The organism is Streptomyces sp. NPDC017448 (assembly GCF_044330565.1).
GTDB lineage: Bacteria > Actinomycetota > Actinomycetes > Streptomycetales > Streptomycetaceae > Streptomyces.
Window position 1 is genome coordinate 347,413 of the sequence record NZ_JBIRLM010000001.1, and the last position, 25,814, is coordinate 373,226.

The window sequence follows — 25,814 nt, forward strand, 5'->3', positions numbered from 1 at the left end:
TCCCGCCGAGCGGGGGGGCCTGGTCCCGTGAGACCTGGAACCGGCTGACCGCCCTCCTCACCCGGTACAGCCCTGCGGGTCCCGACACCCGCTGCCCGGCCTACTACAGCCCGCTGACGCTCGGAGCCGCCGACTTCGACAGCCTTCACGTGCGTGAGGGCCGGCTCGGCGATGCCGGGGTCCTGTACGACCAGTCCGAGGCAGACTTCAGTCCGGCCAACTTCTGGGCCGGCGATCACTCGTGGGTCCTCTGTACTGACTGCGGCCTCTGGGCCACCAAGGTCGCCGGTTCACCGGCCCTCATCGAGGCATTGCCGAACGACTCGGACATCGAGGCGGTTCGGCTGCCCTGGGCGCACTGAGTGGACGTCAAGTCCGTTTCCGATAGCGGCCCACCACGCCACGAACTCGTACAACCATTCGGCCACTGCTCTTGTCTGTATGGAGATGAGTGAAGAAGCTTCCCTCTCCGAGAGGGTCGTCAGCAGCGGTTCCGTATGTGTCGTGTACCGATCCGGCGCGGGGCACATTCACTGGGCCGACGGCGAGAAGACGCTCCGCGTCCCGGTGGCCTCTGTCGAGGAGGTCCGTGCTTTGGGAAACCGTCTCGAAGTCGTGGTGACTCCCCACCTCATGCGCCCCCCGTCCCTGGTGTATGCGGTGGACGGCGCCGATGCGGAGAGCGTGAAGTCGTTCGTCGAAGCCGTCCGGCGGGATGTGGGCCGGCTCAGCTTTCGTCGCTCGACTGGGGTATGGCGGCGGAGGCCCCCCTGGGCAGTGTTCGCTGCTGTCATGTCGGTCGTCTTGGTGGCTGTCGACGTGACCGTGGCGGTGCGGGGCACAGAGCTGCCCTTACCGCTGCCCTGGGCGCAGATCTTCGGCAGTCTGGGCGCACCACTGCTGATAGCCCTTGGAATCGTGTACCGGGATGAGTGGGTGCTGCGAAGGAGAGGTGTCACCACGACCGCGGTGCTCGTCGGCTACACCCATCAGGTCGCTCTGTACCGGTACACCGACAGTCAGGGACAATCCCACCAGTATCGGTCCCATGACAGGGGGGGACGGGTCGAGCTGCGCTACGACCCGCGCCGTCCGAGCCGGGCGAGCGCCGGAATGCGACCGTTGGAGCGGTACGGCCTGCTGATCCCCCTGCTCGCCGGGGCAGGCATGGTGGGCGCAACGCTGGCGTACACCGCATACGGGTTGCTCATCTCCCTGACCAGCGGCTGAGTAGGCGCTGAGAGGGTGTCTCCCGTGGCAAGTTTCGCGAGCTTTTTGTAGCAGGTCAGGGCGGCGGCCAGGCCGAGGAAGGCGAGGAAGTGCGAGCCTTTTCGCTCGTATCGGACGGTGGGGCGGCGGTAGCCGAACAGCCAGGCGATCGTCCTCTTGATCTTCCGGCGGTGCCGGCCGAACCGTTCGCTCGGCTCGATGCCCGGGCGGGCGATACGCGGGATGATTCCGCGTTCACGCAGCCAGGCGAGGTGGTCGGCGGAGAAGTACGCCTTGTCGGCGCGGAGCTTGACCGGTCGGCCCCGGCGGGGTCCGCGGCGGGATCGGATGGCGGTTATGCCGCGGATCAGCGGCTTGAGGGGCTGGCTGTCGTGGGTGTTCGCGACGGACACGGCGACGGCCAGGGGGATGCCTCGCACCTCGGACAGTACGTGCAGTTTGCTGCCCTTCTTACCGCGATCGACCGGGTTCGGCCCGGTCAGCGCACCCCCCTTTCGCCCGCACCGAGGCGGTGTCGACGATCGCGGAGGTCCAGTCGAGCTCGCCCCGGGCGCTGAGCCCGTCCAGGACCGCCCGGTGCAGACGACGCCACAGCCCCGCTTTCGTCCACGCGGTGAACCTGCGGTGCGCGGTGGCGGGTGAGACACCGAACGTCCCCGGCAGGTGCCACCATGCGCACCCGCTGGTCAGGACGTACACCACTGCCGTGAACACGGCCCGCTCGTCGCGCGGAGCGGTCCCACCGCCCTGCGGACGGGACTTGAACGACGGCGGCAACGGGGCGACCAGCTCCCACAGATCATCGGGAACCAACCGCTGCGACAGATCAGCACCCACGACCAGCGACATGCCGCACCGGCGTCACACCGCGTCAGACACCCTCTCGATCGGCAGCCTTCCTGTCACCTGTCGAGCGATGCTCAGTCGGTCGGCTACAGAGCTGCCTTGCGGAAGAGGGACAGCAGGGTCCGGGCCGGCAGGGTGCCCGGGTCGAAGAACTGCTTGGCCAGAGCGGGCGGCACCGCCGTTCCCTGCATGCGGGCCTCGTGGCAGGTAAAGCAGAACGCCGCCTCGAACAGCGCCAGATCGAGGGAGTCCTCGTATGCCCGGATGCTCCAGCCCGGTGAGAAGCCGCAGCGTTGTTGTTCACTGCCGGACAGGCTGTCGATCAGGGCCAGGGCGGCGGCGGCCTCGCTCCCGGCCCAGTGGGCAACTGCAGTGCCGGGGTACGGGGCGTTCCGCGTGGCGGGAAGGGCGGAGATCCGTACGACCTCGATCAGCGCCGTGGCGGTGAAGGTTTCGGTGGGGAGCTGCATGAACGCAGTCTGCCCGCCCGGTCAGCGGCCCGGGCGAAGGGTACGGACGCCTTCGGCAGGCACAGGCAGGTGTCATTCGATCGACCCGATGCCACCCACCGCGGAAGTCGCACCGAAGCAGCCACGGACGCGAAGTGACACCCCGCCTGCCTTGGTGACAACCATCGTGCTTCGGCTCGTCCTTCCGGTTGCGGCTGCCGGTGGGAGGTCCTTTGCAGTGAGCTTTTTCAGAGTGGCCACTGATCGAGTGACCCTGGCCGAGTCAGGATGAGGACCGCAACGCACAGAGCTCCCGTGCCGCTGAGGGAGGTGTTCCAAGTATCAACCCATCGGCACAGGAGACATGTTGGTTCCCTAACCTGCCGCACTCAACCTGCCTCACGCCCTGGTCGAGTGGGTGTCCATGCTCATCGTCACCCGTGAGGGTGACCGCCGCTGCAAGCTCCCGCCCCACCAAAGGGCCCTCGTCGACCTGGTCCACCTCCGCCGGCACGACACGCTCGCGCAGATCGCGGTCGGCTTCGGCATATCCGTCGGTACTGCCCGCGCCTACGTCACGGCCGGCGTCGAGCATCTGTCCCAGAAGGCACCCGGCCTGCTGCGGGCCCTGCGCGAGACGGACCCTGGCCCCGTCCTGCTCGACAGGACGCTCGCCGAGTGCGACCGTGTCGGCGACAGCCGGGCCGACTTCTCGCAGAAGCATCGCCGTCACGGCGTGAACGTGCCAGGTCATCGCCGATCCCGCGGGCAAGCTGAGGGGCCGATCCCGACCCACCCGAGGTGAGCACGGCCTACCAGACCATCGTGAACGTCTTCAACCAGCCTCCCGACCAGGAATTTCGAGCCCGTGACCTGCGCGAACTCCTCGGCATGCCCACCGACGAGGAATGCGTCAACATCACCCGCAGCCGACTGGGCCGCCTCACCCGACAAGGCTTCCTCATCCAGCCCGGACGGGGCCGCTATCGGAAACGGACTTAACGTCCACTGAGGACGGGCCGTCTCACCTCCTGCCCGGCTCTGCAACGCGAGCGCGTTCCCCGCTCCGGCCCGCTGGGACCGGGCGGCAGGCGTGCGCAGCGCGGGCGCAGGGCGGCAGGACGGGCGCAGGTCGGGCAGGACGGGTGCCGGGCTGCGCCGGGTTGTCCGGCTCACCCGACGCACCGCTCGCCGGGGGCGGGGGCGGGGGCGGGGAGGCCGGGCTAATGCCTCCTTTGACATACGTATTTCTGGATAGCTAAAGTCCGGTTATGCCCCCGTCCAGCGCGTCCCCCCAGGACATCGACCGCCTGGCCCTCGGCCTCGTGGCGTGCCTGCCCGCGCTGACCAGGGCCTTCGAGCGGCATGTCGACCAGCACTACCCGCACCCCAAGCCCTCCGACGCCCAGCTCACGCTGCTGCGGTACGTCGAGACCCACGGCGGAACCACGGTCCGCGAGGCCGCCGACGCGGTGCGGATGAAGCCGAACAACGTCAGCGCGCTGGTCACCCAGCTCACCGAGCAGGGGCTCCTCGAACGCCGCCAGGACGGCGCCGACAAGCGGATCGCCCACCTGCACCTCACCCCGGCCGCGCAGCAGCGGCTCGTCGAGGTCACGCGGCTCATGGGAGACCGTGCCGCGCAGGTCCTGCGGGCGATGACCGACGGCGAACTCGACGCCCTCGGCTCCGCCCTGGGCTCTCTCCAGTCGCTCAGCGAGCACCTGCACACCGCGCGCTGAACCTTTCCGGCGCGCGGTGTGCTCGCGGGGCCGCCGTGGTGCGCCCTGTCAACACGCCGTGGGCCGACGCGCCCCTCTTCCCCTCTCCTCTCTCCCCCCTCGCCCGTCGCAGCCGGCCGCCCCCATGGCGCCGTGCGCCGACTCGGCGTTCCGTCCCGACGAAAGAACACCTCTCCATGGCCTCCGCCGGCACCCTGGCCGAACCGTCCCACTCCCCGCCCGCCGCAACGGCGCACGGACGGCGCTCCAACCCGTGGCTGACCTTGATCGCCGTCGCCTTCGGCCTGTTCATGGTCGGCCTCGACGGATCCGTCGTCTCGATCGCCAACCCCGAGATCGGCCGCGACCTCGACGCCTCCACCTCCGACCTGCAGTGGGTCACCAACTCCTACCTGCTCGCCCTCGCCGGAGCCCTCATCCTCGGCGGCAAACTCGGCGACCGCTTCGGCGGCCGCACCTTCTACCTGGTGGGAGTCGTCGGCTTCACCCTCGCCTCCGTCGCCATCGGCCTGGCCGGCTCCATCGAGGGCGTCATCGCCTTCCGGTCCCTCCAGGGCCTCTTCGGGGCCCTGCTGATGCCCAACACCCTCGGCCTCCTCCGCGCCGTCTTCCCCCCGAAGAAGTTCGGCATGGCCGTCGGCATCTGGGCCATGGTCTCCTCGGTCTCCACCGCCCTCGGCCCCATCGTCGGCGGCTTCCTCGTCCAGCACGTCAGCTGGGAGTCCGTCTTCTACATCAACGCCCCGATCGGCGTCGCCGCCCTCGCCTTCAGCGCGGCCGTCCTGCCGCAGAGCCGGAACGAGCACGCCGCGCAGGAGAAGTTCGACGTCCTCGGCGTCGTCCTGCTCGCCGTCGGACTCCTCGCGCTCGTCTTCGGCGTGGTGAAGGGGGAGACCTGGGGCTGGACCTCCGGCGGAACCCTCGGCGCCATCGCAGCCGGACTCCTGGTCCTGGCGGTCTTCGGGTGGTGGCAGACACGGGTCGCCTCACCGCTGCTGCCGATGCGTCTGTTCCGCAACCCGGCGCTGACCATCGGCACGATCATCACCGCCCTGAACTTCTTCGTCCTGCTCGGCGTGATCTTCTTCGTCATGATCTACCTCCAGAACGTCCGGGGCTTCACCCCTGTGGAGGCGGGTGTCCGGACCCTCCCCCTCAGCCTCGCCTCCGTCGTCGCCTCCCCGCTCGGCGCCGCGCTCACGGACCGGTTCGGGCCGCGCCTCACCATGCCCCTCGGCATGGTCCTCCAGGCCGTCGCCTGCTTCGCCATGCTCACCTGGGACGCCCACAGCGCCTACAGCCTCATGTGGCCGCCGTTCATCGCGCTCGGCCTCGGCGTCGGCATGGTGATGGCCTCCTCGTCCGACGCCATCGTCGGCAACGCCCCCGTCCGGGACGCCGGTGTCGCCGGGGGACTCCAGGCCACGGCCCTCCAGGTCGGAGGCGCCCTGGGCACCTCCGTCCTGGTCTCCCTCATCGCCGGCCGCGTCGGCGCCACCCTCACCGGCGAACTCACCTCGGCAGGCGTCCCCGCTCCCGCCGCCACCGCGCTCCTGGAGGCGAAGGACGCGGTGTCCATGGGCGTCGCCCCCGTCGCCCCCGGCACGCCCGCGCAGCTCGGGGCGGCCATCGTCGAGGGCAGCCACCACGCCTTCATGAACGGCGTCCACACGGCCGTCCTGACCGCCGGAGTCCTCTGCGTGGCCGGCGCCGTCCTGGCCGTCGTGGGCGTCCGGCGAGCCCCTGGCCACGCCCACCAGCACTGACGACGGGAGTCGGGGACGCGTCGCCACGGACGGGTTCTGTCCCTCGCGCTTGCCGGTGGGGATGATCAGGTCGGGCTGGATCTGCTCGACGGACTCGCCGCCCGCGCGGCCGCGGGAGCGGCAGGGTGAGCCGGGCTGTGCGTCGCACTTCGGACAGGTGTGCCGTTCGACGTCGTCCGCGTCCTGCCGGTCGGCCGAGGAAGGGCGCTGAGTTTCCGTCATGGGCCCGGGTTTTCGCACCATGCAAGTCTCAGAACGGGGTGGCTCCCACCGTTGAGTGAGAACGGGTTCTGAGAACGAATCCGGGATCCGCGTGGGTCCGGCGGCTCGTCATCGATCTTGCTCGCGCAAAGGACCGTTTCTGAGAAACGATCACCGCCGCACACGCGGACGGGGCCCGCTCGCCCAGCCCAAGAACAGCCCGGGAATGTCGAAACTTCTGACGGCAGGACCGGGACTTTCCTTTGCCCGGTTGGGGTTACCCCTTCGGTAGGATACCCAAGGGGGTATACGTGAGGAGTGTGGGTTGTGGAACTGGCGATGGCGGCTGAGGAACTGAAGACGGTGGTCAACCGGCTGCGCCGGGCGCAGGGCCAGATCGCCGGTGTGATCAAGATGATTGAGGAGGGGCGGGACTGCGAGGACGTGGTCACCCAGCTCGCCGCGGCGTCCAGGGCTCTGGACAAGGCCGGTTTCGCGATCATCGCCACCGGTTTGCAGCACTGCCTGACCGATGCGGACATGGCTGCTTCAGGTGACCGGGAGCAGATGCGTACCCGGCTGGAGAAGCTGTTCCTTTCGCTTGCCTGAGCTGTGGTGCCGCGACGCCGGACCACCCGCCCGGTTCGGGCGGTTGGCCCCATGGTCTGGCACACGACGAAGGGGAGGGATCCGGCTCCGGATCCCTCCCCTTCGTCGTGTGGTTCACCGGTTGCGCAGTGCGGCCAGCGTGTTGTCGAGGTCGGCGGTGCGGGGACGGTTGTGGGGGAGCTTGGCGAGGATGGCGGCCATGCCGCAGGTGTTGGTCAGGGCCGAGAAGACCAGACCGGCCGCGACGCCGGCGGAGATGAGCTGGAAGGCGGGGTGGGCGACGAGCCCGAGCAGCAGGCCGAGCAGCACGATCACTCCTGCGGTGAGCCTCACCTGCCGCTCCATGCCCCAGGTGGCGCGGGAGGCGCCCTGGGGCCGGTGGAGCTCGTGGCCGTCGGCCGCCCAGGCGCCGGTGCCTCCCGACAGGGTGGCGGCGGTGATGCCGTTCTCCGCGAGGATCTTGCAGGCGTTCTCGGAGCGTGCGCCGGAGGCGCAGACGACCAGGACGTCGCCGCGGTCGGTGGCGTGACGGATGTCGGGCAGCGCGCGCTGGAGCTGGTCGAGGGGGACGTTGAGCGCGCCGGGGAGGTGGCCGCCGGCGTACTCGCCCGGGGTGCGCACGTCGATGACGGTCAGTTCGTGCAGGCGGGTGCGCGCCTCGTCGGTGGCAAGGGCCGCGGGGGTGGTCATGGCAATGTCCTTACGGTTCGGAAGTGGTGGGGAGCTTGATCTGACGAAAGCGGGCTGGAGGCGGTCCTGGGATGCGCGGTGGGCTGGAGGAGTTCTCCTGGTCCCTGGTCCCTGGCCTGAGCCGGTGGCGGCCGTCGTGTTCAGGCGATCACGTCGACGAGCATGAAGGCCGCCACCGCCAACAGGACACCGGCGAAGATTTTCTGAAGGGTGGTGCCGGAGATCTTCGTCGCGAGGCGTTTGCCATCCCAGGCGCCGAGGATCGCGGCTCCGGTGAAGGGGCCGATGACCTCCCAGTGGAGCCCGCCGGTGGTGCCGGTGCGAGCGGCGAGCGCGGCGAGGGAGTTCACCGTGATGACGAGCAGGCTGGTGCCCACCGCCCGCCGCATGGTCAGTCCCAGGACGCTCACCAGAGCGGGCACGGCGAGGAATCCCCCGCCGACCCCGAGAAAGCCCGTCACGGCGCCGAGTCCGGCACCGGCGCCGGCCGCCTTGCCGGGACGGATCCGGTCCGGCGGCTCGGACGCGGACGGCCGCAGCATACGCAGGGCCGCCAGCGCGGCGATGAGCGCAAACGCCGCCGTCAGTACCGCTTCGGGCAGACGTCCGGCGACAGCGCCGGCGAGGAAGGCGGGGACGATGCCCGCCGCGGCGAACAGGACCCCTGTCTTCCCTGCCACGTTCCCGTCGCGGGTGTGGGCGTACAGGGCGGTGGCGGAGGTGGCGGTGACGATGATCAGGCTTGCGGTGGTGGCGGCGGCCGGAGTGAAGCCGAGCAGGTAGATCAGTGCCGGCACGGCCAGGACGCTGCCACCGCCGCCGAGGGCTCCCAGGGCGAGACCGATGACGGCCCCGGCGATGAGGGCGAGAACGAGTGCGGTCACGCTATCTGACCGCTGTTCCCACGTTCGTCGACGACCGGGTGCCCGGCGGCGGCCCACGCGTTCATGCCGCCCTCGACGTCCACCGCCTGCGCTCCGCGCTGGGTGAGGAGCTTCGCGGCCTGCTGGGAGCGGTGACCGCTGCGGCAGATCACCACCAGCGGACGGCCCTCAGTTTCGGCGGGCAGGGCGGCGCCGGTCACCAGTTTCGTCAGCGGTACGTGGACGGCGCCCGGGGCGTGGCCCGAGTTCCATTCAGGCGTTTCACGGACGTCCAGCAGGACCGCGTCGGGCCGGTCGCCGCTGGTACGGCTGCGTGCCTCGTCGACCGTGACACGGGGCCCGTTTCGGCGAAAGAGGAACATCACACGTTTCCTTCCTTGCGAGAGGGGACGGCCGGAATTCAGCCGGAGGTCTGGGACAGCCCGGCCTCCGCCGCGGCGTCGAAGCCGTCGTCGACGGCGACCACGTCGCGGCCGGCGGCATCGAGCAGGGAGGCGGCGATCGCCGCGCGCATCCCGCCGGCGCAGTGCACCCACACCGTGCCGTGCGGCACCTCGCCGATACGGCCGTGCAGTTCGTGGATCGGGATGTGGACCGAGCCGTCGATGTAGCCGCCCGCCCGCTCGGAGTCCCGGCGCACGTCCAGGACGACCACGTCATCGCCGCGCTCGCGCGCCTGGGCGAGGTCGGCGAAGCGGGCCCGCGGGAACGAAGCGAGCTGCTCCCCCTCACCGACCCAGGAGGCCGGGTCGCCGGTGGCGGCGGCGGCCGGGCGGTCGATGCCGACCCGGGCCAGCTCCCGCTGCGCGTCGGCGATCTGCGCGGGGGTGTCGGCGAGCAGGGTGACGGGCTTCCCCCACGGGATCAGCCAGGCCAGGTAGGTGGCGAGTTTGCCTTCGCCCTCGAAGTTGAACGACCCGGCCACATGCCCCTCGGCGAAGGCCATGCGGCTGCGCAGGTCCACCACCCACTCACCCGCCGCCAGCCGGGAGGCGATCTCGTCTGCGTCCGCACGCCTCGGCGGGGTCAGGTCGACGGGGGCAGGGCCGGCGGCGTTGGCCGGGCCCATGTGCGCGTAGTAGGCGGGCACGTCCTCCAACCCGTCAAGCATCCGCTGAACGAAGGTGTCCACGTCCAGGGTGAGCGCGTCGTTGCTGGTGCGTTCCTTGCCGATCGTGGTCGCGTCCCCCTCGGACTGGGCGGAGGAGCAGAAGCTGCCGAACCCGTGGGTGGGCAGTACCGGCACCTCGTCGTCCAGCTGGGCGGCCAAGCGGTGGGCGGAGGCGTGCTGGGCCCGTGCCAGCTGCTCGGTCAGCCGCGGCTCGACCAGGTCGGGGCGGCCCACCGTGCCGATCAGCAGCGATCCGCCGGTGAACGCCGCCACGTCACGCCCGTCCTCTTCCAGGACGTAGGAGGTGTGGTGCGGGGTGTGCCCGGGGGTCGCAATCGCCCGCAGCACCAGATTCTCGTCCACGTCCACGGTGTCGCCGTCGGCGACCGGGGTGCGGACGAAGGAGACGTGCGCCGCGGCCGGGACCAGGTAGGAGGCGCCGGTGACGCGGGCCAGCTCCAGGCCGCCGGTGACGTAGTCGTTGTGCACGTGGGTCTCCGCCACGTACGCGATGCGGACCCCGCGCCGGGCGGCGGCGGAGATCACCTGGTCGATGTCGCGCGGCGGGTCTACGACCACCGCGGCCGCGGCCCCGCCGGCCAGGTAGCTGCGATTGCCAAGCCCCTCGAACTCCAGGGTGTCAACGAAGAACACGACTACGACTCCTCTCTAACGATGTACCCCGGGGGGTATCTGGTACTTACCCTAACAGGGGTACCCCCGGGGGTATTCCTGTGGTTCTGGGCGCCCCCGAAATCTGTTCGCCGGGGTGTCAGGGAATCCGGCTTTCCGCCTCACCGAAGGAGCAGCGCACTGTGTCCTACGACCGCACCGTCTCCTACGACCGCACCGTCCGCCTGGCCGGCACCGACTTCGACGCCGCCACCACCGCAGTCCGCCAGGCCCTGGCCGATCAGGGGTTCGGCATCCTCACCGAGATCGACGTCAAGGCCACGCTGAAGGCCGAGCACGGCCACGACCTATGAGGACTACCTGCTCCTGGGCGCCTGCAACCCGCCGCTCGCCCACCGGGCGCTGGAGGCCGACCGCTCCATCGGCCTGCTGCTTCCCTGCAACGTCGTCGTGCGCCGCGACGGCGGCCACACGCTCGTCCACGCCCTCGACCCGGGCGCCATGGCCACCCTCACCGGCCTGAACGCCCTCAACCCCGTCGCCGACGAAGCCGCCGCCCGGCTCGACGCCGCGCTGACCGCCCTGGCCGCCACCCGACCTTCCCCGGTCCGGCGTCCGCTGGCCGTTGCACGCGGTGCGGCATCCACCAGCCGACCGTGACCCGTGCGGTGCCCACCGAGCCAGGAGCCGATCGGGAGCGTCAGCGTCGGGCAGGCACCCGGACAACGCCACGCCGCCCTCCGCCCCGGCCGCCACGCCTACGTCGGCCCCCTGCCCCGCAAGGACGCCTACGGCAGGTGAGCCGGCTGAACACGATGAGGTCCGTCAACCGGCAACGCCGCGGCGAGGCCGGGCTGCCTCCGTCTCGGGCGCGGTGCGAGGGCTGGGTGCCATGGCCACTGGCCCGGCGAGGTCGAGACGGGAGTTCATGTCCGGCTCGAACCGACCGTAGGGGTTCACGTGCGTCCAGAACAGCGGTGACAGGGCCTCCGGGAACCGGGCCTCCACCTCGAAGAACTTCAGCAACAGCGCGAACCCGAGCCGGGTCGCTCGGACTTGTTCCGCACCCGCTTCATGTCGTCTTCGAGCAGCGTCCAGACCTCGATCAGGTCCTCCGGCTCCCAGCCCTGCCGCACCCCGCCCCCTCCACCCCACCCCCTCCACCCCACCCCCTCCACCCGCCCGAGATCACTCGTTCAGCTCAGCGAGGCGCCCAGCCAGGAGAAACGAGGACCAGAGCAAGCACACCGCGCTCCATGTCCGTTCGCCGTAGCTATACGAGAACAGGGCCACGATGCCCGTGGGTTCAAGGAAACCGAAGGTCCTTCAGCCTGAACCCACGGGTCCACCGGTCTGCTTCAGGTCGGTAGATCCGTGGGTTCGGTTGGAACACGAGGGTGCTGTGCAAGCCGAAGAGCTTCGGCCGTGACATCGGCGTCGATCTGCGCCTGTGTTTTGTCGGCGTATTCAAGGACGTCGTAGTCGTCGTCCAGGTTGGCGAGTCGCTCGGCCAGAGGCAGCTCGTGCCCGAAACGCTGATGGATCCTGAAGGCCAGCTCGCGTGGCGTCAGTTCGCCGGCCAGCATCCGGGCGGCAAGTGCTCGCGCCGCGGCTTCCTGTCCGGCAATGCTGCCCGCTGGGTGGAAGGTGAGGCCCAGTTCGTCGAGTGCCGGGGGAAGGAGGTCGGGGACGTCGTAATCCGCCTCCGCGCGCGTGCACGCGGCCAGGATTCGCAGGGCAGGACTGTCGAGGCCGGCAACGAGTGCATCGCAGGCAGCAGTGACGACGTCGGCTGCGCGGATCTCGCCCATGCTCCAGAGAACGGCATGGTCCTGAAGCTGGCGGGCTGCTGGTTCGGTCGACGGCATCCATCCATGATCTCCTCAGTGGGATGGGCGGGTCGAGTGGGTTTCATTGCGATGTCTGCTCGGCAGCTTCTCCCAGAAGCGCGCGTGCTGAGTCCGCGTAGCGGATGGCGGTCTTCTCGTCGATGCCGAAAACGAGGGCGAGGTGGAGCGGGTCGGCGCCGTGGGTGAGCGCCTCTTCGAGCTGACGGTCGACGCGGAGCCGTTCGAGGGTCGCGGTGAGGTTGCGGGTGGCCCGGGTGGTCCAGAGCTTGCCCGCCGGCCCGAGTTCGACGGCCGTCTTCTGGGTGATCAGCAGGTGTGGGTTGGCGGTGTTCGGCCAGTGGGCTCGGCGGTGTTCGAGCCAGTTCAGGACGGCCTGGCGGGTGAGGTCGTCGAGCGGGCGGACGTGACCGGCGACGGTAATTCGCCCGTTGCCGAGATCCACGTCGTCCAACTGCATCGTTCGGATCATCTTCGGCCGTGCCGCGTGGACGGCGGCGAGGGCAGTGATCAGCTTGATGTCCGGGGTGGTCGCGCTGGCGACCGCCTGGTCGATGTCCGCTTGCTCCAAGGGCTGGGCGACGCCGCCAGCCTGCCGGTGGACACGGATTTGGTGGGTGGGGTTGCGGAAGACCTGACCGTTCCCCTTTGCGTGACGGAACAACGACCGCAGTGCGACGACCCGGTTTTCCCGCTGCTTGCCGCTGGCGGCATCCCGGGCGGCGATGATGTCCTCCCGGGTGACCTCCCGCAGATGGTCGTAGAGGCTGGACCACTCCAGCAGAACCGCTTGGATCTCGTTGAGGTAGGTCCAGGCGGTCTGCCGTGCGCGGGGCTCGGACCGCGGGCCGCCGTCGAATAGGGTCCGGGCCCAGGATTCGACCTCGCCGCGGATGCCCGGCGCGACGGCGCCGAGCTTGCGGTCCAACCACCGATCGACCGCTGGCGTGCGGTCGTCAGTGAACAGGCCCAGTTGGTCGAGAACTTCGGCGGTCCGACCCACCGGGAGTCCCCGGCCACGCAGGGCCGGGAAGATCTCGGTGTAGCGGATCGACTCGCCCTCGGCATGGCCGGACAGCACGATGACCAGGGCCCGGTCGACGTCGCTGGCGACCCAGCGGGTCCACCCGCGCGCTTCACCCAGAGCGCGCGCTGCCCGGCGGGCCCGGATCAGCCACGGGTTGGCCAGGTCGGCGTGCCGTTCACGTTCGAAGGTGCGGTAGTCCCGAGTGGTGGTGAACAGAGGCGGCTGGATCCAGCCCGTCATCACGACCGCTGGGGCTGGTCCTGGTGCGCGTTTAAGGACGCGGCGCCCCTGTTTGCCGACGGGCGGTCCGCCGTTGCGGGGCCGCTGCAGGTTCGCGAAGAAGAGCTGTTGGTACTTCACGCGCCGTAGGAAGGTCGCCAGTGCGGCGGCCTCGCCGTTGACGCCCGCTGCCTTGACGAGAATCCCGAAGTTACGTCACACGACCACAGAGCACTCGAAGGAGGAGGAACCCCCTGGCCACAGGGGCAGAGACTCAGCGAGGCTCAGAAGAACTCACGGGATGTCGCACAGTGGGACCGGGACGCGGACGCCGCCGAGGAGGCCAAGGCCGCGCTGCTGCAGGAGATCGAGGACGTCGCCGCCGGCGGGACCACACCGGGACGGATCGAGGTCGCGCCGATCTACGCGGTGCTGGACCAGGCCGACGAGCACCTGGTCGTCGCGCGCATCGAGCAGGCCCGGGAGAAGGCGGCCGCCGAAGCCGCCGCGACCGCCGACGAGCACCTGCGCCACCAGGCCCTGTCCGACGACAAGGGCCGCCTGGCCCTGCGGATGGCGGGCGCCTTCCGCAAGGAGCACCGCGAGCTGAAGAAACAGGCCGAGGCGGACCGGGCCGCCGGGTACCGCGAGGCCGCCGACGCACAGATGGCCGCCCGGCGGGCAGCGGCGGACGCCTGGAAGACCGTACGGGACAGCCCGTACGCCTCCGTCCTCGGCGCCACCGAGCACCGGGTCCCGGACATCGACACCCTCGCGGCCCAGCTCACCGAGATGCGCCAGACCAAGGTGCCCGCCCGCGCCCAGCAGAAGGACGCCGGCGACCAGAAGCGCATCGCCCGCTTCAACGCCACGGCGTCCAAGGCGAGGGAGAACGCCTCGATGTATCGGGCCGTCGCCGACGACGCCCGCGCCGAGATGCAACTGCGCGAGCGGATCGCCCAGCAGCACCCGGACCTCCACCGCGCAGAGACCCGGGCGCGGGCAGAGGTCCAGCAAGCGCAGCAGGTGCAGGCCGCCCGCATCGAGCAGCAGTCCCGGCGGTACCAGCTGCCCGCCCCGAGCCGTTCCAGACCCAAGCTCGGGCGTTGGTGAGGAGCCCCTGGTACAGCACCGGGGCTCCGGCCGTGGCAGGAGCCAACAAAGCGCTCGGTCGTGGGATTCTCACAGCCGAGCACTCGTGTTTGATTCCATCTGGCCGAGAGAGAATTCGGCGGAGGATTCTGCATTTCAGCGCACGGGCCGGTCCCGACCATGCCGGAAATAAACCTGCGCGACGGTGAATTAGGCGTACCAGTTGCTCGTGCCGTTGACGCTCAGCCGCACGTTGATGGTTCCACCGCCCGACGAGGGGACGTTGACCGTCGGTGCATAGCAGCCGCGGGTGAATCCCGGGTTGAGGGTCGAGCTGTTGCACAACGTGTTGCTGCCAAAACTCGATACGACCTCACCAGCGATGACGGCAGCGGCAGTCCCTGAGTGCTGGACGACAAGAACGACCTGCGTGTCGTTGTTAGCGTTGGTGACAACACACGGCTTGAACTTGATGTTCGCGGAGATGGAGTGTGTCTTGTAAGGGAGGCAGTCCCAGTTGCTGTTCGTGTTCACTTGCTGCCAGTTCGCCGCAGCGCTGGCAGGGGAGGCGGCGAACGCGAGGGCTGCCGCTGCTGCGGCAGCAACTGTCAGAGCTTTGAAGCGCACAGAAAATCCATCTCCTCGATCGATCTCCCACTGCATGATTGCGAAGCGGGGTGCCTATCTCCGGACTAATTCCATTTCTCCGGAGTGAGCTCGTTGATCTTATAAACGCCCGACTTGGCGCGAGAAGAAACAAATCAGCCAGGAAATATTCACACATGGCTGAGAGTTGAGGTCAACAGCTCCCCGAACCCCGCCACGACGTTGCGCATCTACGCCCCTCTCGTACTGAGCAGTCAGGAACGGGGGTTGAGGAACATCGACGTCAGATGATCAGGGGGACCATCCGCTCGCGCGGGCCCGAGCCCCGGGCTCCCTTGCCGTGGCGGACGTGGAGCTTGCCGAAGCGGCCCAGATTCCACTTGATGTCCGCCAGGTCGAGCTTGCACGCCTCGCTGACCCGCAGCCCGACCTGGAACATCAGCTTGGAGGCGGTGTAGTTCCGGGCGGTCGGGGTGAACTTCCGGCAGGTCGCCAGCTCGCCGCCCCACCCGGCGAACAGCGTCTTGACCTCCGGCCCGGACGGTGGAATCCGCAGCGCCGCATCCTTCGACCCGCGCGGCCGGTTCATCTCGTCGATCGGGCACTCGATCACCCGACCGGTCATCCGGTGGATCTCGACCTTGTGCCGCAGCTCCAGGAACAGGAAGTACGTGGTCAGCGCCTGAGAGCGCCCCAGCCGGGTGCCGCTCGGCGAAGCCCGCAGCACCTTCCCGAAGTGCGCGTCGGCGTCCGGCGGCTCCATCTCCCACAGCGGCCGCCCGAACCAGGACCGCATCTGCTCCAGGTGCCCGACGTCCCCGCAGATCGTGCCGTCCGCCAGCCTCGCCGAGGCCCGCGCCAGCACGAACCCCGCCAGCACATCGGTCTCGAACTGCTCCAGTTCGTCCGCCGTGGCTGGCGGCCGGACATCGCGCGGGTCCCGTACGACAGCCAGTGCCAGCCCGAGCCCCCTCACCTTCAGCCAGATCGCGAACCGATCGGACACGGTGAGAACGCTTCAGGAATCCCGAAGTTACGTCAGCCCGCGAACAACTGCCAGGGAGAAGACGAACCCGCTGGCCACGAGGTCGTGGACTCAGCAGCCTTCAGAGCAACCCACGGGATGTCGCACAAGAAACAGCGCCGGGCCGAGAGCGGCGCGCGGCCTTCAGTCGAAGACCGTGAGCAGGAGTACGGCGACGGCGACCAGGACCGCCGGCGCCGCCTGGAAGGCGTAGCCGAACTGTGTCTGGCGGGAGGCCATGTACGGGGCGGAGGCCGCTTCCTTCGGCCGCTGCGGATCGAAGACGACTCTGAAGGACTCGCCCACCTGAGGGACCGGACGGGGGCTGTTGATCCGCGTGACCATGGGCCGTCCGTCCGTCTGCTGGTAAGAGCACCGGATGAAGTGGACGAGAACTCCGTTGCGCCTGATGAGCTCGCGGCACACGGCTTCCGTCTCGACCCCCCGCCGTTTCAGCCGGTTGTCACGGAGCTGCGTCGGCGGGGAGAGCAGGACGAGTGCGGTGAGCGGCACGCAAACGAACCCTATCGCCGCAACGGCGACGGAAGTGCCTGACATCGCCCCGCTCATACGTCCCCCTGAAATCCCCGGCCCCCGCTGGAACAGTGAGTACTTTACGAAGCGGTCCGACGTGCCGGCGGGCACGGGCGGCGGGGGGCTCGGGTGGCGGGGGGCTCGGGCGGCGGTGGAGTCGACCGGTACCGGCCCGTCGATGCCGCCGGCCGTATCCGTCCCGACCCAGGCCGCCCCGGACGCGCCCTCGAACGCGCCGTCCGTCGCCCACCGGCGGAACCGGGCGGGGAGCCTGCTCCGCCTCCGCCCTGTGAAGACGCTGCCCGGCGCGAAGGCGCTGCCTGACATGAGAGCGCTGCCCGGCGTGAAGACGCCGTCCGGCGTGAGGACGCTGCCTAGCGGCGCTTGCGGCCGACCGAGTTCCGCACGCCGTTGGTCAGCGTGCCGACGCCGGTGCGCAGAGCGAGGTAGTCGAGGGCGCTGCCCACACCGCGAGCGGCCCACCTGAACGCCCTGACCAGCTGTTCATCCATCGCGTCGATCTCTCTCTCGGCTGTACGTCGTCTTCCTGTATGACGCACCTACCGTAAGGCAGGTTGCTCTGGCCGAGTACGGCGCGGTGGCCCGGGGTTCCATCGCACGGCAGAGGCGCGCGTCCGCCCCCGCGCGGCGGCCTGAATCACCCGAGGGGCGATGTTGTTGCGCGGACGGACGGACGTGACGTTCCCCGCGAAGTCGGGACGGTTCGCAGAGTCAGGAGGGTTTGCCGAGTCAGGAGGGTTCGCGACGTCAGGACAGGCAGAACTCGTTGCCCTCGGGGTCCGTCATGACGATCCAACTCCCGCCCTGCTCGTCGAACGTACGCCCCGCCCGCGCGCCCAGCGCCACCAGCCGCTCCGCCTCCGCCTCGCGCTGTCCGGGCGCGGAGTGCACGTCGATGTGCAGCCGGTTCTTCCCCGTCTTCGGCTCCGGCACCCGCTGGAACAGCAGCCTCCGCCCCTTCCCCGTACCGCTGACCTCGTCGTAGGGGTCGTCCGGGTGCCGGGCCGCCGCGAGGTCGAGCCACGCCCTGCGGCCGTGGGCATGGGTCGTGGCGGCCTCGGGCACCGCGCCGGCCGCGAGCAGCCGCTCGATCAACGGACTGTTGTCCTCGACGAGATAGCCCAGGGCCTCCGCCCAGAACCCGGCCTGTGCGTGCGGGTCGGCGCTGTCGATCACGAGCTTCCAGGACAGTGTCTGTGTCATGACACCGTTTATAGTGGTTACATGAGCGAGAAGGCAACAGGCACACCGGAATGGTCCGAGCGGCGACCCCGGCAAGACGGTCGGCAGGGAGGCCCGGGGCGGCCTGAGCCGCTTGGTCGGCCGGGACGGCCCGAGCCCTCCGGGCTGCTGTTGCGGCACCCGGACGGAAGCTCGTTCCGGTTCGATCCGGGGGCGCTCTGTCTGGAGCTGCTGCCCACCGGCGGGCCAGGGCCCCTGGCGTACTTCGAGGTGTTGCGCGAGCCGGCCGACCTCGTGCGCTGGGCGGAGGAGAGCCGGCTGCCCGGAGGGCTCGGCCCGGAGGCCGGTCCCGCTTCCGGGGCGGGGGCCGCGCTGACGGTGAGCGCGGCGGAGGTGGCGGACGCGCGTACGTTGCGCGATGCGCTGTGGCGGCTGGTGGAAGCGCGGGTGCGGGACGCGTCACCCGGCCCGGACGACCTCGCCACCCTCAACGACGCGGCGGCGCACCCGCCCCTGACGCCTCGGCTGACGGCGGACGGCACGTGGGCGTGGGCCCCCGGCGGGACCGGGGCCGGGTTGCTGTCCACCGTGGCTCGCGACGCGGTGGACCTGTTCACCGGGGGGTACGCCCATCGCATCCGCGTCTGCGGTGCGCACGACTGCCGCCTGTTGTTCGTCGACACCTCCCGGCCCGGGAGGCGCCGCTGGTGCTCGATGGAGCGGTGCGGCAACCGTCACAAGGTCCGGGCCCACCGTGCCCGGCTCACCGCCGCCGACGAGTGACGGGACGGCGGCGGACAGGACGCGGTTGGGCGGCGCACTGCGGCCGGACGCGTCCTACGCCTCGTGCGGAAGAAGGGCGGGGCAGGCCGGGCAGGCGTGCCGGTCGATCGCGGCCAGCAGACGCCCCGCGGCGGCACGCACGGCCTGCGCGGGGGTTTCGGCCCCGGCGGGCGCGGCGGCCGTGCGGGCCGGGGCCCCGGCCAGGTGCGCGGCCGTCTCCCGGCGCGCCGCCACCGCGTCGTGGGCCGCGCGGGTCCACGCGGGGTGGTCGGTGCTCCCGGCGGCCAGAATCCTGGCCAACAGGTCCAGGACGCCCGCCCGGTCCCGGACCGTGTCCGTTCCCGCCAGCTCCCAGAGGAACGGCACCGTCGCCGCCGTCGAATCGAAGACGGGCGGGGTGCCGATCCAGCGCTCCAGATCGCTCAGGGCCTCGTCCGCGTTCGGCGCGTCCCCCCAGGCGATGCGCGACAGCACCACGGGAACCTGGGAGGCGGAGCCGTACGCGTGCTGCAACTCGTGCCACCGCACGTTCCTCATGGCCCCCAGGACAGTCCCCATCCGGGCACTCAATCAGCCTTTACCGCGCGGCGTCCACCATGTCCGGGGACCGGTCCGCGAACCGCTCGGCGGAGCGGCCCGTTCCGTACAGGCGGCGCAGGTACCCCCGTACGGAGGAGGCGTCGTCCGCCGGGACGAGAAGGCCCACGTGGTGGTCGGGGCGGACGACCACGACGGTGCCCGGACCCGCCCCCGCAGCCGTGCCCGCACCGGCGGTCGCATCCGTGCCGAGAGCCGCACCGGTAGCCGCATCCGCACCGGTAGCCGCATCCGTACCGGTAGTCGCGTCCGCACCGGCAGGGGCCCCCGCGCCCGTGGCCGGGCCCGGCCCTCCGGGGGCTCCCGTTCCGTACGCGGCTGCCGCATGGCCCCCGTCGTCGACCACCGCGCACGGTGCCGCCGCGGCTCCCCCGCCGCCCCGCCGGCCGTCCGGCCGGGCCTCGTGCACCGCGTACACCCGGCAGGTGCGTACACCCGCCTCGCCGTACGCCTCCGCCACCTCGCGCAGCACCGCCGCGCTTCCGGGCCCGAAACCGAGGACCGTGCTGCGGGGCCCTGCGAAGACGCGGTGCAGGCGGGTGCGCGCCCCCGTCGCGGCGTCCGTGCACGGGGCGTCCGGTGCCCGGTCGCCGGGCAGCGGGCGCCGCCCTTCGGTCCGTTCCCCGGCGCCTTCCCCGCCCCGCCCTCCGGCATGCGGAACGGCGACGGCCAGGCTGCTCCAGCGGTAGCCGACGCCCAGGCCGGTGGTGTCCGGGGTGATCGCCGCGTCCAGGCCTCCACCGGGCCGGCGGATCGCCTCCAGCGTGGCCCGCAGCCGTTCCGAGGTGAGGTCCAGCGTCCGGGCCGCCACCGGAAGGCGTTCTTCCTCATAGGTGTCCAGCAGCAGGGGGTCCGCGTGGCCGGCGAGCACCAGGCCCAGCTTCCACCCCAGGTTGAACGCGTCCTGGATGCCGGTGTTCATCCCGAGGCCGCCCGCGACGGCGTGCACGTGCGCCGCGTCGCCGGCGAGGAAGACCCGCCCCGCACGGAAACGGTCCGCCATGCGCACGTTGACCCGGTACGTCGACAGCAGCTCGGCCCGCACGAGGGCCCCGCCGGGCAGCCCGGTGTGGCAGGCGAGCAGCCGCCGGAACCCGTCGGCGGTCGGCGCGAGCGGCCGGCCCCGCCCGTCCCGCTCGGGACCGGCCTGGAACCACCAGCCCGTCCGCGTACCGGGGACGGGGCAGAGCATCACCGCACCGTCCTCGTCGAACCACTGGTGCCAGACGCCGCGGTCCAGGGCGCCCTCGGCCAGGTCGACATCGCCGCAGACCATCACCTGGTCCTCCTGGGTGGTCCCCTCGAACCCGATTCCGAGCAGCTTCCGTACGGAGCTGTGCGCGCCGTCGCAGCCGACGACGTACCGCGCCCGCACGCCCGCCTCCTCCCCCGCCCCTTCGCCCTGCCCCGCACCTTGCCCCGCGCCCCGCCCCGCACCCTGCCCCGTCCCTTGCTCGGAGCTCCGCCCGGCGAGCGTGACGTCGACGCGGCCCCCGCCGTCCGCGTCGTCCGGGCCCTGCGTCAGCCCCACCACCTCACGGCCGAGTTCGACCCGGACGCCGTACCCGGCCAGCCGCTCACGCAGGATCTCCTCCAGCCGCCACTGGGCGATCAGCCACGGCCGGTCGTAGGGGACGCCCGGGGACGGCGAGAGGCCCGCCCACGGATCGGCCTTCTCGACGGGGGCCCGGCCGCGGTACTTGAGCATCGGCGGCGGGGGCGAACCGGCGGCGAGCACCTCCTCCGCCACCCCCAGGTCGTCCAGGATCTCCAGCGACCGGGGGTTGGGGCCCTTGGCGCGCGAGGTGCGCGGGGGGACGGGGGAGCGGTCCACGATCCGTACGGCGACGCCCCGCCGGGCCAGATCGCAGGCCAATACCAGTCCGGTGGGCCCCGCTCCCACGATGAGTACGTCGGTCATGCCCATGCCTCTCCTTCGGTCGCGCTCTCCCCATGCCCGTGCGACACCAGGAAAACTTAACCAAGTAAGAAAAGCAATTGGGTAACCTTTTATGGGGCGAGGTCCGGGGCCCCGGCCGTGGAACCGGCCGTGGAACCGGCCGGGGAGCCGGTCGTGGAGGATGCGGCAGCCGAAGTCCCGGTCGGCGTGGAGTCCGCAACTGCCGTCGGGCTCCCGCCGGGTGTCGAGGCGGTGGTCGGGGCCGGACGCGCGGCCGTCGCCGGGGTCGCGGCAGCCGGGGCGGCGGCCGCCGTCGCCAGCAGCTTCACCGCCAGCGCCCGGTTGCGCCGGGCGGTCCGCAACGCGTCCCAGGTCAGCAGCGACAGCGCCAGCCAGACCAGCGCGAACCCGGCCCACCGCTCGGGCGGCATCGACTCCTTGAAGTAGAGGACGCCCAGCCCGAACTGGAAGACCGGGGCCAGGTACTGGAGCAGCCCCAGGGTGGACAGCGGCACCCGGACCGCCGCCGCGCCGAAGCAGATCAGCGGCACCGCCGTGACGATGCCGGTCGCGGCGAGCAGGAACCCGTGCCCCGTCCCACCCGCCGTGAACGTGGACTTCCCGGTGGCGGCGAGCCAGAGCAGGAAGCCGAGCGCGGGCACGAAGAGCACGGCGGTCTCGGCGGCCAGGGACTCCAGGCCGCCCATGTTCACCTTCTTCTTCACCAGGCCGTACGTCGCGAAGGAGAACGCCAGCACCAGGGAGACCCAGGGCGGCCTGCCGTACCCGATCGCCAGGACGAGGACCGCTGCCAGGCCCGTGGCGACGGCGACCCACTGGACGGGCCGCAGCCGTTCGCCCAGCAGCAGGACGCCCATGGCGATGGTGACCAGCGGGTTGATGAAGTAGCCGAGCGACGCCTCGACGACCTGCCCGTTGATCACGGCCCAGATGTAGAGGCCCCAGTTGACCGTGATCGTCGCCGCCGCGACCGTTATCAGGCCGAGTCTGCGCCGGTCCCGGGCCAGTTCGCCGATCCAGGCCCAGCGGCGTACGGCCAGCAGGGCGACGGCGACGAAGCCCAGCGACCAGACCATCCGGTGGGCGAGGATCTCGATCGCCCCGGACGGGTCGAGCAGCGGCCAGAAGAGGGGGACCAGCCCCCACATCACGTACGCGCCGATTCCGTACAGCAGACCTGCCCGCTGTTCGTTCTTCCCCTCCACCGTGTGCCCTCCCGGCCCGCCCGCGCCGGCCGATCCGCCGACGGGACGACGGTAGCGCCGGAAGGGCTCCGTGTCATAGCCGTCTCAGAGAAACGCTCATGACAGTAGCGAGGGGCGAGGTGCGTGCGGCCTGCGGTCGGGACGGCGGTGCGGTTCTCCGTGTACCAGCCGTTGCACAGGCACAGGCACAGGCGCAGGCACGGGCACGGCGGCCCGGAGTCGGGGGTCGGCCGGTGCTCGGCCGGATACGACGAGGCCCGGACCTGATCCCTCCGGGGGACCGGGCCCGGGCCTCGGCCGGGTGGTCGGGCGGTCGCCGCCCGGGCCTCAGCCGACGACCGTCCAGGTGTCGGCGCCCGCGAGGAGGGAGGCGAGGTCGCCCTTGCCGTTCTGCTCGACGGCGGCGTCCAGCTGGTCCGCCATCAGGGTGTCGTAGACCGGTCGCTCGACACTGCGCAGCACCCCGATCGGGGTGTGGTGCAGGGTGTCCGCGTCGGCGAGCCGGGACAGCGCGAACGCCGTCGTGGGCGATTCCGCGTGGGCGTCGTGGACGAGCACCTGTGAGCGGTTCTCCTCCGTGACGGCCACGACCTCCAGGTCGCCGGTGGCCGGATTGCGGACGACGCCCTTGGGCTCCGCGGAGCCGAAGAGGATCGGCTGCCCGTGTTCGAGGCGGATGACCGCCTCGGCGGCCTGCTCCTTGTCCTTGAGCACCTCGAACGCGCCGTCGTTGAAGATGTTGCAGTTCTGGTAGATCTCCACCAGCGCCGTGCCCGGGTGCTCGGCTGCGGCCCGCAGCACGCCGGTGAGGTGCTTGCGGTCGGAGTCGACGGTCCGGGCCACGAACGTCGCCTCCGCGCCGAGCGCGAGGGAGACCGGGTTGAAGGGCGCGTCGAGCGACCCCATCGGCGTCGACTTGGTGATCTTGCCCAGCTCGGAGGTGGGGCTGTACTGGCCCTTCGTCAGCCCGTAGATCCGGTTGTTGAACAGCAGGATCTTCAGGTTGACGTTCCGTCGCAGGGCGTGGATGAGGTGGTTGCCGCCGATGGAGAGCGCGTCGCCGTCCCCCGTGACCACCCACACCGACAGGTCGCGGCGGGAGGTGGCGAGCCCGGTCGCGATGGACGGGGCGCGGCCGTGGATGGAGTGCATCCCGTAGGTGTTCATGTAGTACGGGAAACGGGAGGAGCAGCCGATGCCCGAGACGAAGGTGATGTTCTCCTTCGCGAGGCCCAGCTCCGGCATGAAGCCCTGGACGGCGGCGAGCACCGCGTAGTCACCGCAGCCGGGGCACCAGCGCACTTCCTGATCGGACTTGAAGTCCTTCATGGACTGCTTCGCCTCGGCCTTGGGCACCAGCTGCAGCAGTTCGTTGTGCCGCAGTTCGTCGGTGTCAGCCATCGATGGCCTCCTTGAGGGCCGTGGCGAGCTGCTCGGCCTTGAACGGCATTCCGTTGACCTGGTTGTAGCTGTGGGCGTCGACCAGGTACTTCGCCCTCAGCAGCATCGCGAGCTGTCCGAGGTTCATCTCCGGGACGACGACCTTGTCGTACCGCTTCAGCACCTCGCCGAGGTTCTTCGGGAAGGGGTTGAGATGGCGCAGATGGGCTTGGGCGATCGGAGCCCCGGCGGCGCGCAGACGGCGTACGGCGGCGGTGATCGGCCCGTACGTCGAGCCCCAGCCGAGCACCAGCGTGCGGGCCTCGCCCGGGTCGTCGACCTCCAGGTCGGGGACCTCGATGCCGTCGATCTTGGCCTGCCGGGTGCGGACCATGAAGTCGTGGTTGGCCGGGTCGTAGGAGATGTTTCCGGTGCCGTCCTGCTTCTCGATCCCGCCGATACGGTGTTCGAGGCCGGCCGTCCCCGGCACGGCCCAGGGGCGGGCCAGGGTCTGCGGGTCGCGCTTGTAGGGCCAGAAGACCTCGGTGCCGTCGGCGGCGGTGTGGTTCGGGCCGGTGGCGAACGGGGTCTTCAGATCGGGCAACGTGTCCGTCTCCGGGATGCGCCAGGGCTCGGAGCCGTTGGCGAGGTAACCGTCGGAGAGCAGGAAGACCGGCGTCCGGTACGTCAGGGCGATCCGGGCCGCGTCGATCGCCGCGTCGAAGCAGTCCGCCGGAGTGCGCGGCGCCACCACCGGGACCGGGGCCTCGCCGTTGCGCCCGTACATCGCCTGGAGCAGATCGGCCTGCTCGGTCTTGGTCGGCAGCCCGGTCGAGGGACCGCCGCGCTGGATGTCGACGATCAGCAGGGGCAGCTCCAGGGAGACCGCCAGGCCGATCGTCTCCGACTTCAGCGCCACCCCCGGCCCGGACGTGGTCGTCACCGCCAGCGACCCGCCGAACGCGGCGCCGAGCGCCGCACCGATCCCGGCGATCTCGTCCTCCGCCTGGAAGGTCCGCACGCCGAAGTTCTTGTGCCGGGACAGCTCGTGCAGGATGTCCGAGGCCGGAGTGATCGGGTACGACCCCAGGTAGAGCGGCAGGTCCGCCAACTGCCCGGCGGCGATCAGACCGTAGGACAGTGCCAGGTTCCCCGAGATGTTGCGGTAGGTGCCGGTGGGGAACGCCTGGGAGGCCGGGGCGACCTCGTAGGAGACCGCGAAGTCCTCGGTGGTCTCGCCGAAGTTCCACCCCGCCCGGAACGCGGCCACGTTCGCCTCCGCGATCTGCGGCTTCTTCGCGAACTTGGCCCGCAGGAACGCCTCCGTCCCCTCGGTCGGGCGGTGGTACATCCACGACAGCAGCCCCAGCGCGAACATGTTCTTGGAGCGCTCGGCCTCCTTCCGGGGGAGCCCGAACTCCTTCAACGCCTCCAGCGTCAGCGTCGTCAACGGCACCGGGTGGACGTTGTACGCCTCCAGAGAGCCGTCCTCCAGCGGACTGGTCGCGTACCCGACCTTCGCCATCGGCCGTTTCGTGAACTCGTCCGTGTTCACGATGACCTCCGCGCCACGCGGCACATCCGCGATGTTCGCCTTCAGGGCGGCGGGGTTCATCGCGACCAGCACGTTCGGGGCGTCACCCGGAGTGAGGATGTCGTGGTCCGCGAAGTGGAGCTGGAAGGAGGAGACGCCCGGCAGCGTGCCGGCGGGGGCGCGGATCTCGGCGGGGAAGTTCGGCAGGGTGGACAGATCGTTGCCGAACGACGCCGTCTCCGACGTGAACCGGTCACCCGTGAGCTGCATGCCGTCACCCGAGTCACCCGCGAAGCGGATGATCACCCGGTCCAGGCGGCGGACCTCCTTCCCATCGCCGCCCGTGGTGCCCGTCGTACCTGACAGGGGGGCTCGCTGGCCCCCGAGGACGGCGTCGTTGGCCCCATCGGCCTTCTCCGCCGCTCTACTGACCTGGCTCGTCACTGAACTGGACCTCCCTTGGGGCGGCTGTTCGGAACCGTCCGGCCAGCCGGCGATCCCCGAGGCCACCCTACGTCCGCGTAGGTGGACTCCCAGGGATCGATCATATGGTGGACGCTGTTTTGAGACACCCTTTTCGTTGGTTTGGGCACCTTTTGTCAGCCTCTTCAGCGCACGATGGGACACGATGGAAGGGGTCGCACCCTGCGTCTTTAGCCCTAGGTCCTTCCCGACCCGCCC

General features: G+C 70.5%; 25 protein-coding genes and 3 pseudogenes. 9 read left to right on the forward strand and 19 right to left on the reverse strand.

The window, feature by feature from the left end:
* Nucleotides 1-149 precede the first annotated feature (149 nt).
* Entirely contained in the window at nucleotides 150-362 is a 213-nt protein-coding gene (locus ACH4K1_RS01480; protein ID WP_398085342.1) for a hypothetical protein, read from the forward strand.
* An 891-nt stretch (nucleotides 363-1,253) separates the two neighbouring features.
* Here the strand turns inward: ACH4K1_RS01480 and ACH4K1_RS01485 are convergent.
* Together ACH4K1_RS01485 and ACH4K1_RS01490 are read right to left on the reverse strand one after the other, a co-directional pair.
* A pseudogene (locus ACH4K1_RS01485) lies at nucleotides 1,254-2,067 on the reverse strand (IS5 family transposase); the annotation flags it as partial.
* Between the two features lie 95 nt (nucleotides 2,068-2,162).
* Nucleotides 2,163-2,546 (reverse strand): hypothetical protein, encoded by a 384-nt coding sequence (locus ACH4K1_RS01490; RefSeq protein ID WP_398085344.1) that lies wholly within the window; start codon nucleotides 2,544-2,546, stop codon nucleotides 2,163-2,165.
* Nucleotides 2,547-2,949: 403 nt separating this feature from the next.
* Between ACH4K1_RS01490 and ACH4K1_RS01495 the strand changes: the two are divergent.
* From ACH4K1_RS01495 to ACH4K1_RS01515, 5 genes and pseudogenes are all read left to right on the forward strand, one after another.
* Nucleotides 2,950-3,301 (forward strand): annotated as a pseudogene (locus ACH4K1_RS01495) (transposase family protein); the annotation flags it as partial.
* A 25-nt stretch (nucleotides 3,302-3,326) separates the two neighbouring features.
* The gene (locus tag ACH4K1_RS01500; RefSeq protein ID WP_398085346.1) at nucleotides 3,327-3,527 is read left to right on the forward strand and encodes a hypothetical protein; all 201 of its coding nucleotides are present in this window, start codon (nucleotides 3,327-3,329) and stop codon (nucleotides 3,525-3,527) included.
* A 269-nt stretch (nucleotides 3,528-3,796) separates the two neighbouring features.
* On the forward strand, nucleotides 3,797-4,267 hold the full coding sequence (locus ACH4K1_RS01505) for a MarR family winged helix-turn-helix transcriptional regulator (protein WP_398085348.1): 471 nt from the start codon (nucleotides 3,797-3,799) through the stop codon (nucleotides 4,265-4,267).
* A 176-nt stretch (nucleotides 4,268-4,443) separates the two neighbouring features.
* Entirely contained in the window at nucleotides 4,444-6,033 is a 1,590-nt protein-coding gene (locus ACH4K1_RS01510; protein ID WP_398085351.1) for an MFS transporter, read from the forward strand.
* 528 nt (nucleotides 6,034-6,561) lie between these two features.
* Nucleotides 6,562-6,843, forward strand: coding sequence for a metal-sensitive transcriptional regulator (locus ACH4K1_RS01515; RefSeq protein WP_010358257.1), 282 nt, complete (start codon nucleotides 6,562-6,564; stop codon nucleotides 6,841-6,843).
* Nucleotides 6,844-6,957: 114 nt separating this feature from the next.
* On the opposite strand, the gene ACH4K1_RS01520 is transcribed toward ACH4K1_RS01515, so the two are convergent.
* From ACH4K1_RS01520 to ACH4K1_RS01535, 4 genes are all read right to left on the reverse strand, one after another.
* Nucleotides 6,958-7,533 (reverse strand): rhodanese-like domain-containing protein, encoded by a 576-nt coding sequence (locus ACH4K1_RS01520; protein WP_398085353.1) that lies wholly within the window; start codon nucleotides 7,531-7,533, stop codon nucleotides 6,958-6,960.
* Between the two features lie 140 nt (nucleotides 7,534-7,673).
* A complete protein-coding gene (locus ACH4K1_RS01525) occupies nucleotides 7,674-8,417 on the reverse strand; it encodes a sulfite exporter TauE/SafE family protein (protein ID WP_398085356.1) in 744 nt (247 codons plus the stop codon).
* Entirely contained in the window at nucleotides 8,414-8,779 is a 366-nt protein-coding gene (locus tag ACH4K1_RS01530; RefSeq protein ID WP_398085359.1) for a rhodanese-like domain-containing protein, read from the reverse strand. Before ACH4K1_RS01530 ends, ACH4K1_RS01525 begins: the two co-directional genes overlap by 4 nt.
* Before the next feature lie 38 nt (nucleotides 8,780-8,817).
* A complete protein-coding gene (locus ACH4K1_RS01535) occupies nucleotides 8,818-10,182 on the reverse strand; it encodes a rhodanese-like domain-containing protein (RefSeq protein ID WP_398085362.1) in 1,365 nt (454 codons plus the stop codon).
* Nucleotides 10,183-10,343: 161 nt separating this feature from the next.
* On the opposite strand from ACH4K1_RS01535, the pseudogene ACH4K1_RS01540 reads away from it, so the two are divergent.
* A pseudogene (locus tag ACH4K1_RS01540) lies at nucleotides 10,344-10,821 on the forward strand (DUF302 domain-containing protein).
* A 165-nt stretch (nucleotides 10,822-10,986) separates the two neighbouring features.
* Here ACH4K1_RS01540 and ACH4K1_RS01545 read toward each other — a convergent pair.
* The 3 genes from ACH4K1_RS01545 to ACH4K1_RS01555 form a co-directional block, all read right to left on the reverse strand.
* The gene (locus ACH4K1_RS01545) at nucleotides 10,987-11,187 is read right to left on the reverse strand and encodes a hypothetical protein (RefSeq protein WP_398085365.1); all 201 of its coding nucleotides are present in this window, start codon (nucleotides 11,185-11,187) and stop codon (nucleotides 10,987-10,989) included.
* A 332-nt stretch (nucleotides 11,188-11,519) separates the two neighbouring features.
* Nucleotides 11,520-12,029 carry a hypothetical protein gene (locus ACH4K1_RS01550; RefSeq protein ID WP_398085368.1) on the reverse strand — a complete coding sequence of 170 codons (510 nt, stop codon included), beginning with the start codon at nucleotides 12,027-12,029 and terminating at the stop codon, nucleotides 11,520-11,522.
* A 43-nt stretch (nucleotides 12,030-12,072) separates the two neighbouring features.
* Nucleotides 12,073-13,395 carry a hypothetical protein gene (locus ACH4K1_RS01555; protein ID WP_398085371.1) on the reverse strand — a complete coding sequence of 441 codons (1,323 nt, stop codon included), beginning with the start codon at nucleotides 13,393-13,395 and terminating at the stop codon, nucleotides 12,073-12,075.
* Between the two features lie 288 nt (nucleotides 13,396-13,683).
* Here ACH4K1_RS01555 and ACH4K1_RS01560 point away from each other — a divergent pair, with 288 nt between their 5' ends.
* Nucleotides 13,684-14,367, forward strand: a complete 684-nt coding sequence (locus tag ACH4K1_RS01560) for a hypothetical protein (protein WP_398085373.1) — start codon at nucleotides 13,684-13,686, stop codon at nucleotides 14,365-14,367.
* Between the two features lie 189 nt (nucleotides 14,368-14,556).
* Here the strand turns inward: ACH4K1_RS01560 and ACH4K1_RS01565 are convergent, their stop codons facing one another.
* The 5 genes from ACH4K1_RS01565 to ACH4K1_RS01585 form a co-directional block, all read right to left on the reverse strand.
* Nucleotides 14,557-15,009, reverse strand: a complete 453-nt coding sequence (locus ACH4K1_RS01565) for a hypothetical protein (RefSeq protein WP_398085376.1) — start codon at nucleotides 15,007-15,009, stop codon at nucleotides 14,557-14,559.
* Between the two features lie 226 nt (nucleotides 15,010-15,235).
* Entirely contained in the window at nucleotides 15,236-15,958 is a 723-nt protein-coding gene (locus tag ACH4K1_RS01570; protein ID WP_398085379.1) for a hypothetical protein, read from the reverse strand.
* A gap of 162 nt (nucleotides 15,959-16,120) precedes the next feature.
* Complete coding sequence (locus ACH4K1_RS01575; RefSeq protein ID WP_398085382.1) at nucleotides 16,121-16,489, reverse strand: hypothetical protein; 369 nt, start codon at nucleotides 16,487-16,489, stop codon at nucleotides 16,121-16,123.
* 395 nt (nucleotides 16,490-16,884) lie between these two features.
* Nucleotides 16,885-17,022 (reverse strand): hypothetical protein, encoded by a 138-nt coding sequence (locus ACH4K1_RS01580; protein ID WP_398085384.1) that lies wholly within the window; start codon nucleotides 17,020-17,022, stop codon nucleotides 16,885-16,887.
* 256 nt (nucleotides 17,023-17,278) lie between these two features.
* The gene (locus tag ACH4K1_RS01585) at nucleotides 17,279-17,734 is read right to left on the reverse strand and encodes a VOC family protein (RefSeq protein WP_398085387.1); all 456 of its coding nucleotides are present in this window, start codon (nucleotides 17,732-17,734) and stop codon (nucleotides 17,279-17,281) included.
* Nucleotides 17,735-17,881: 147 nt separating this feature from the next.
* Between ACH4K1_RS01585 and ACH4K1_RS01590 the strand changes: the two genes are divergently transcribed.
* A complete protein-coding gene (locus tag ACH4K1_RS01590) occupies nucleotides 17,882-18,496 on the forward strand; it encodes a CGNR zinc finger domain-containing protein (protein WP_398086548.1) in 615 nt (204 codons plus the stop codon).
* A gap of 54 nt (nucleotides 18,497-18,550) precedes the next feature.
* On the opposite strand, the gene ACH4K1_RS01595 is transcribed toward ACH4K1_RS01590, so the two are convergent.
* From ACH4K1_RS01595 to ACH4K1_RS01615, 5 genes are all read right to left on the reverse strand, one after another.
* Nucleotides 18,551-19,054 carry a hypothetical protein gene (locus ACH4K1_RS01595; RefSeq protein ID WP_398085389.1) on the reverse strand — a complete coding sequence of 168 codons (504 nt, stop codon included), beginning with the start codon at nucleotides 19,052-19,054 and terminating at the stop codon, nucleotides 18,551-18,553.
* A gap of 19 nt (nucleotides 19,055-19,073) precedes the next feature.
* Nucleotides 19,074-21,020: an FAD-dependent monooxygenase gene (locus tag ACH4K1_RS01600; RefSeq protein WP_398085391.1), complete on the reverse strand. Its 1,947-nt coding sequence runs from the start codon at nucleotides 21,018-21,020 to the stop codon at nucleotides 19,074-19,076.
* Between the two features lie 83 nt (nucleotides 21,021-21,103).
* Nucleotides 21,104-22,219: an EamA family transporter RarD gene (gene rarD / locus ACH4K1_RS01605; protein WP_398085393.1), complete on the reverse strand. Its 1,116-nt coding sequence runs from the start codon at nucleotides 22,217-22,219 to the stop codon at nucleotides 21,104-21,106.
* A gap of 327 nt (nucleotides 22,220-22,546) precedes the next feature.
* The gene (locus ACH4K1_RS01610; RefSeq protein WP_398085396.1) at nucleotides 22,547-23,620 is read right to left on the reverse strand and encodes a 2-oxoacid:ferredoxin oxidoreductase subunit beta; all 1,074 of its coding nucleotides are present in this window, start codon (nucleotides 23,618-23,620) and stop codon (nucleotides 22,547-22,549) included.
* Nucleotides 23,613-25,577 carry a 2-oxoacid:acceptor oxidoreductase subunit alpha gene (locus ACH4K1_RS01615; RefSeq protein ID WP_398085399.1) on the reverse strand — a complete coding sequence of 655 codons (1,965 nt, stop codon included), beginning with the start codon at nucleotides 25,575-25,577 and terminating at the stop codon, nucleotides 23,613-23,615. Before ACH4K1_RS01615 ends, ACH4K1_RS01610 begins: the two co-directional genes overlap by 8 nt.
* Nucleotides 25,578-25,814: the final 237 nt, after the last annotated feature.

What these genes read in the sequence shown, in the direction of transcription:
- ACH4K1_RS01510 (WP_398085351.1), top strand. Translation starts at nt 4,444, where the DNA reads ATGGCCTCCGCCGGCACCCTGGCCGAACCGTCCCACTCCCCGCCCGCC.
- ACH4K1_RS01580 (WP_398085384.1), bottom strand. Translation starts at nt 17,022, where the DNA reads ATGGATGAACAGCTGGTCAGGGCGTTCAGGTGGGCCGCTCGCGGTGTG.
- ACH4K1_RS01595 (WP_398085389.1), bottom strand. Translation starts at nt 19,054, where the DNA reads ATGGGGACTGTCCTGGGGGCCATGAGGAACGTGCGGTGGCACGAGTTG.
- ACH4K1_RS01520 (WP_398085353.1), bottom strand. Translation starts at nt 7,533, where the DNA reads ATGACCACCCCCGCGGCCCTTGCCACCGACGAGGCGCGCACCCGCCTG.
- ACH4K1_RS01530 (WP_398085359.1), bottom strand. Translation starts at nt 8,779, where the DNA reads ATGTTCCTCTTTCGCCGAAACGGGCCCCGTGTCACGGTCGACGAGGCA.
- ACH4K1_RS01505 (WP_398085348.1), top strand. Translation starts at nt 3,797, where the DNA reads ATGCCCCCGTCCAGCGCGTCCCCCCAGGACATCGACCGCCTGGCCCTC.
- ACH4K1_RS01565 (WP_398085376.1), bottom strand. Translation starts at nt 15,009, where the DNA reads ATGCAGTGGGAGATCGATCGAGGAGATGGATTTTCTGTGCGCTTCAAA.
- ACH4K1_RS01600 (WP_398085391.1), bottom strand. Translation starts at nt 21,020, where the DNA reads ATGGGCATGACCGACGTACTCATCGTGGGAGCGGGGCCCACCGGACTG.
- ACH4K1_RS01585 (WP_398085387.1), bottom strand. Translation starts at nt 17,734, where the DNA reads ATGACACAGACACTGTCCTGGAAGCTCGTGATCGACAGCGCCGACCCG.
- ACH4K1_RS01490 (WP_398085344.1), bottom strand. Translation starts at nt 2,546, where the DNA reads ATGCAGCTCCCCACCGAAACCTTCACCGCCACGGCGCTGATCGAGGTC.
- ACH4K1_RS01610 (WP_398085396.1), bottom strand. Translation starts at nt 23,620, where the DNA reads ATGGCTGACACCGACGAACTGCGGCACAACGAACTGCTGCAGCTGGTG.
- ACH4K1_RS01550 (WP_398085368.1), bottom strand. Translation starts at nt 12,029, where the DNA reads ATGCCGTCGACCGAACCAGCAGCCCGCCAGCTTCAGGACCATGCCGTT.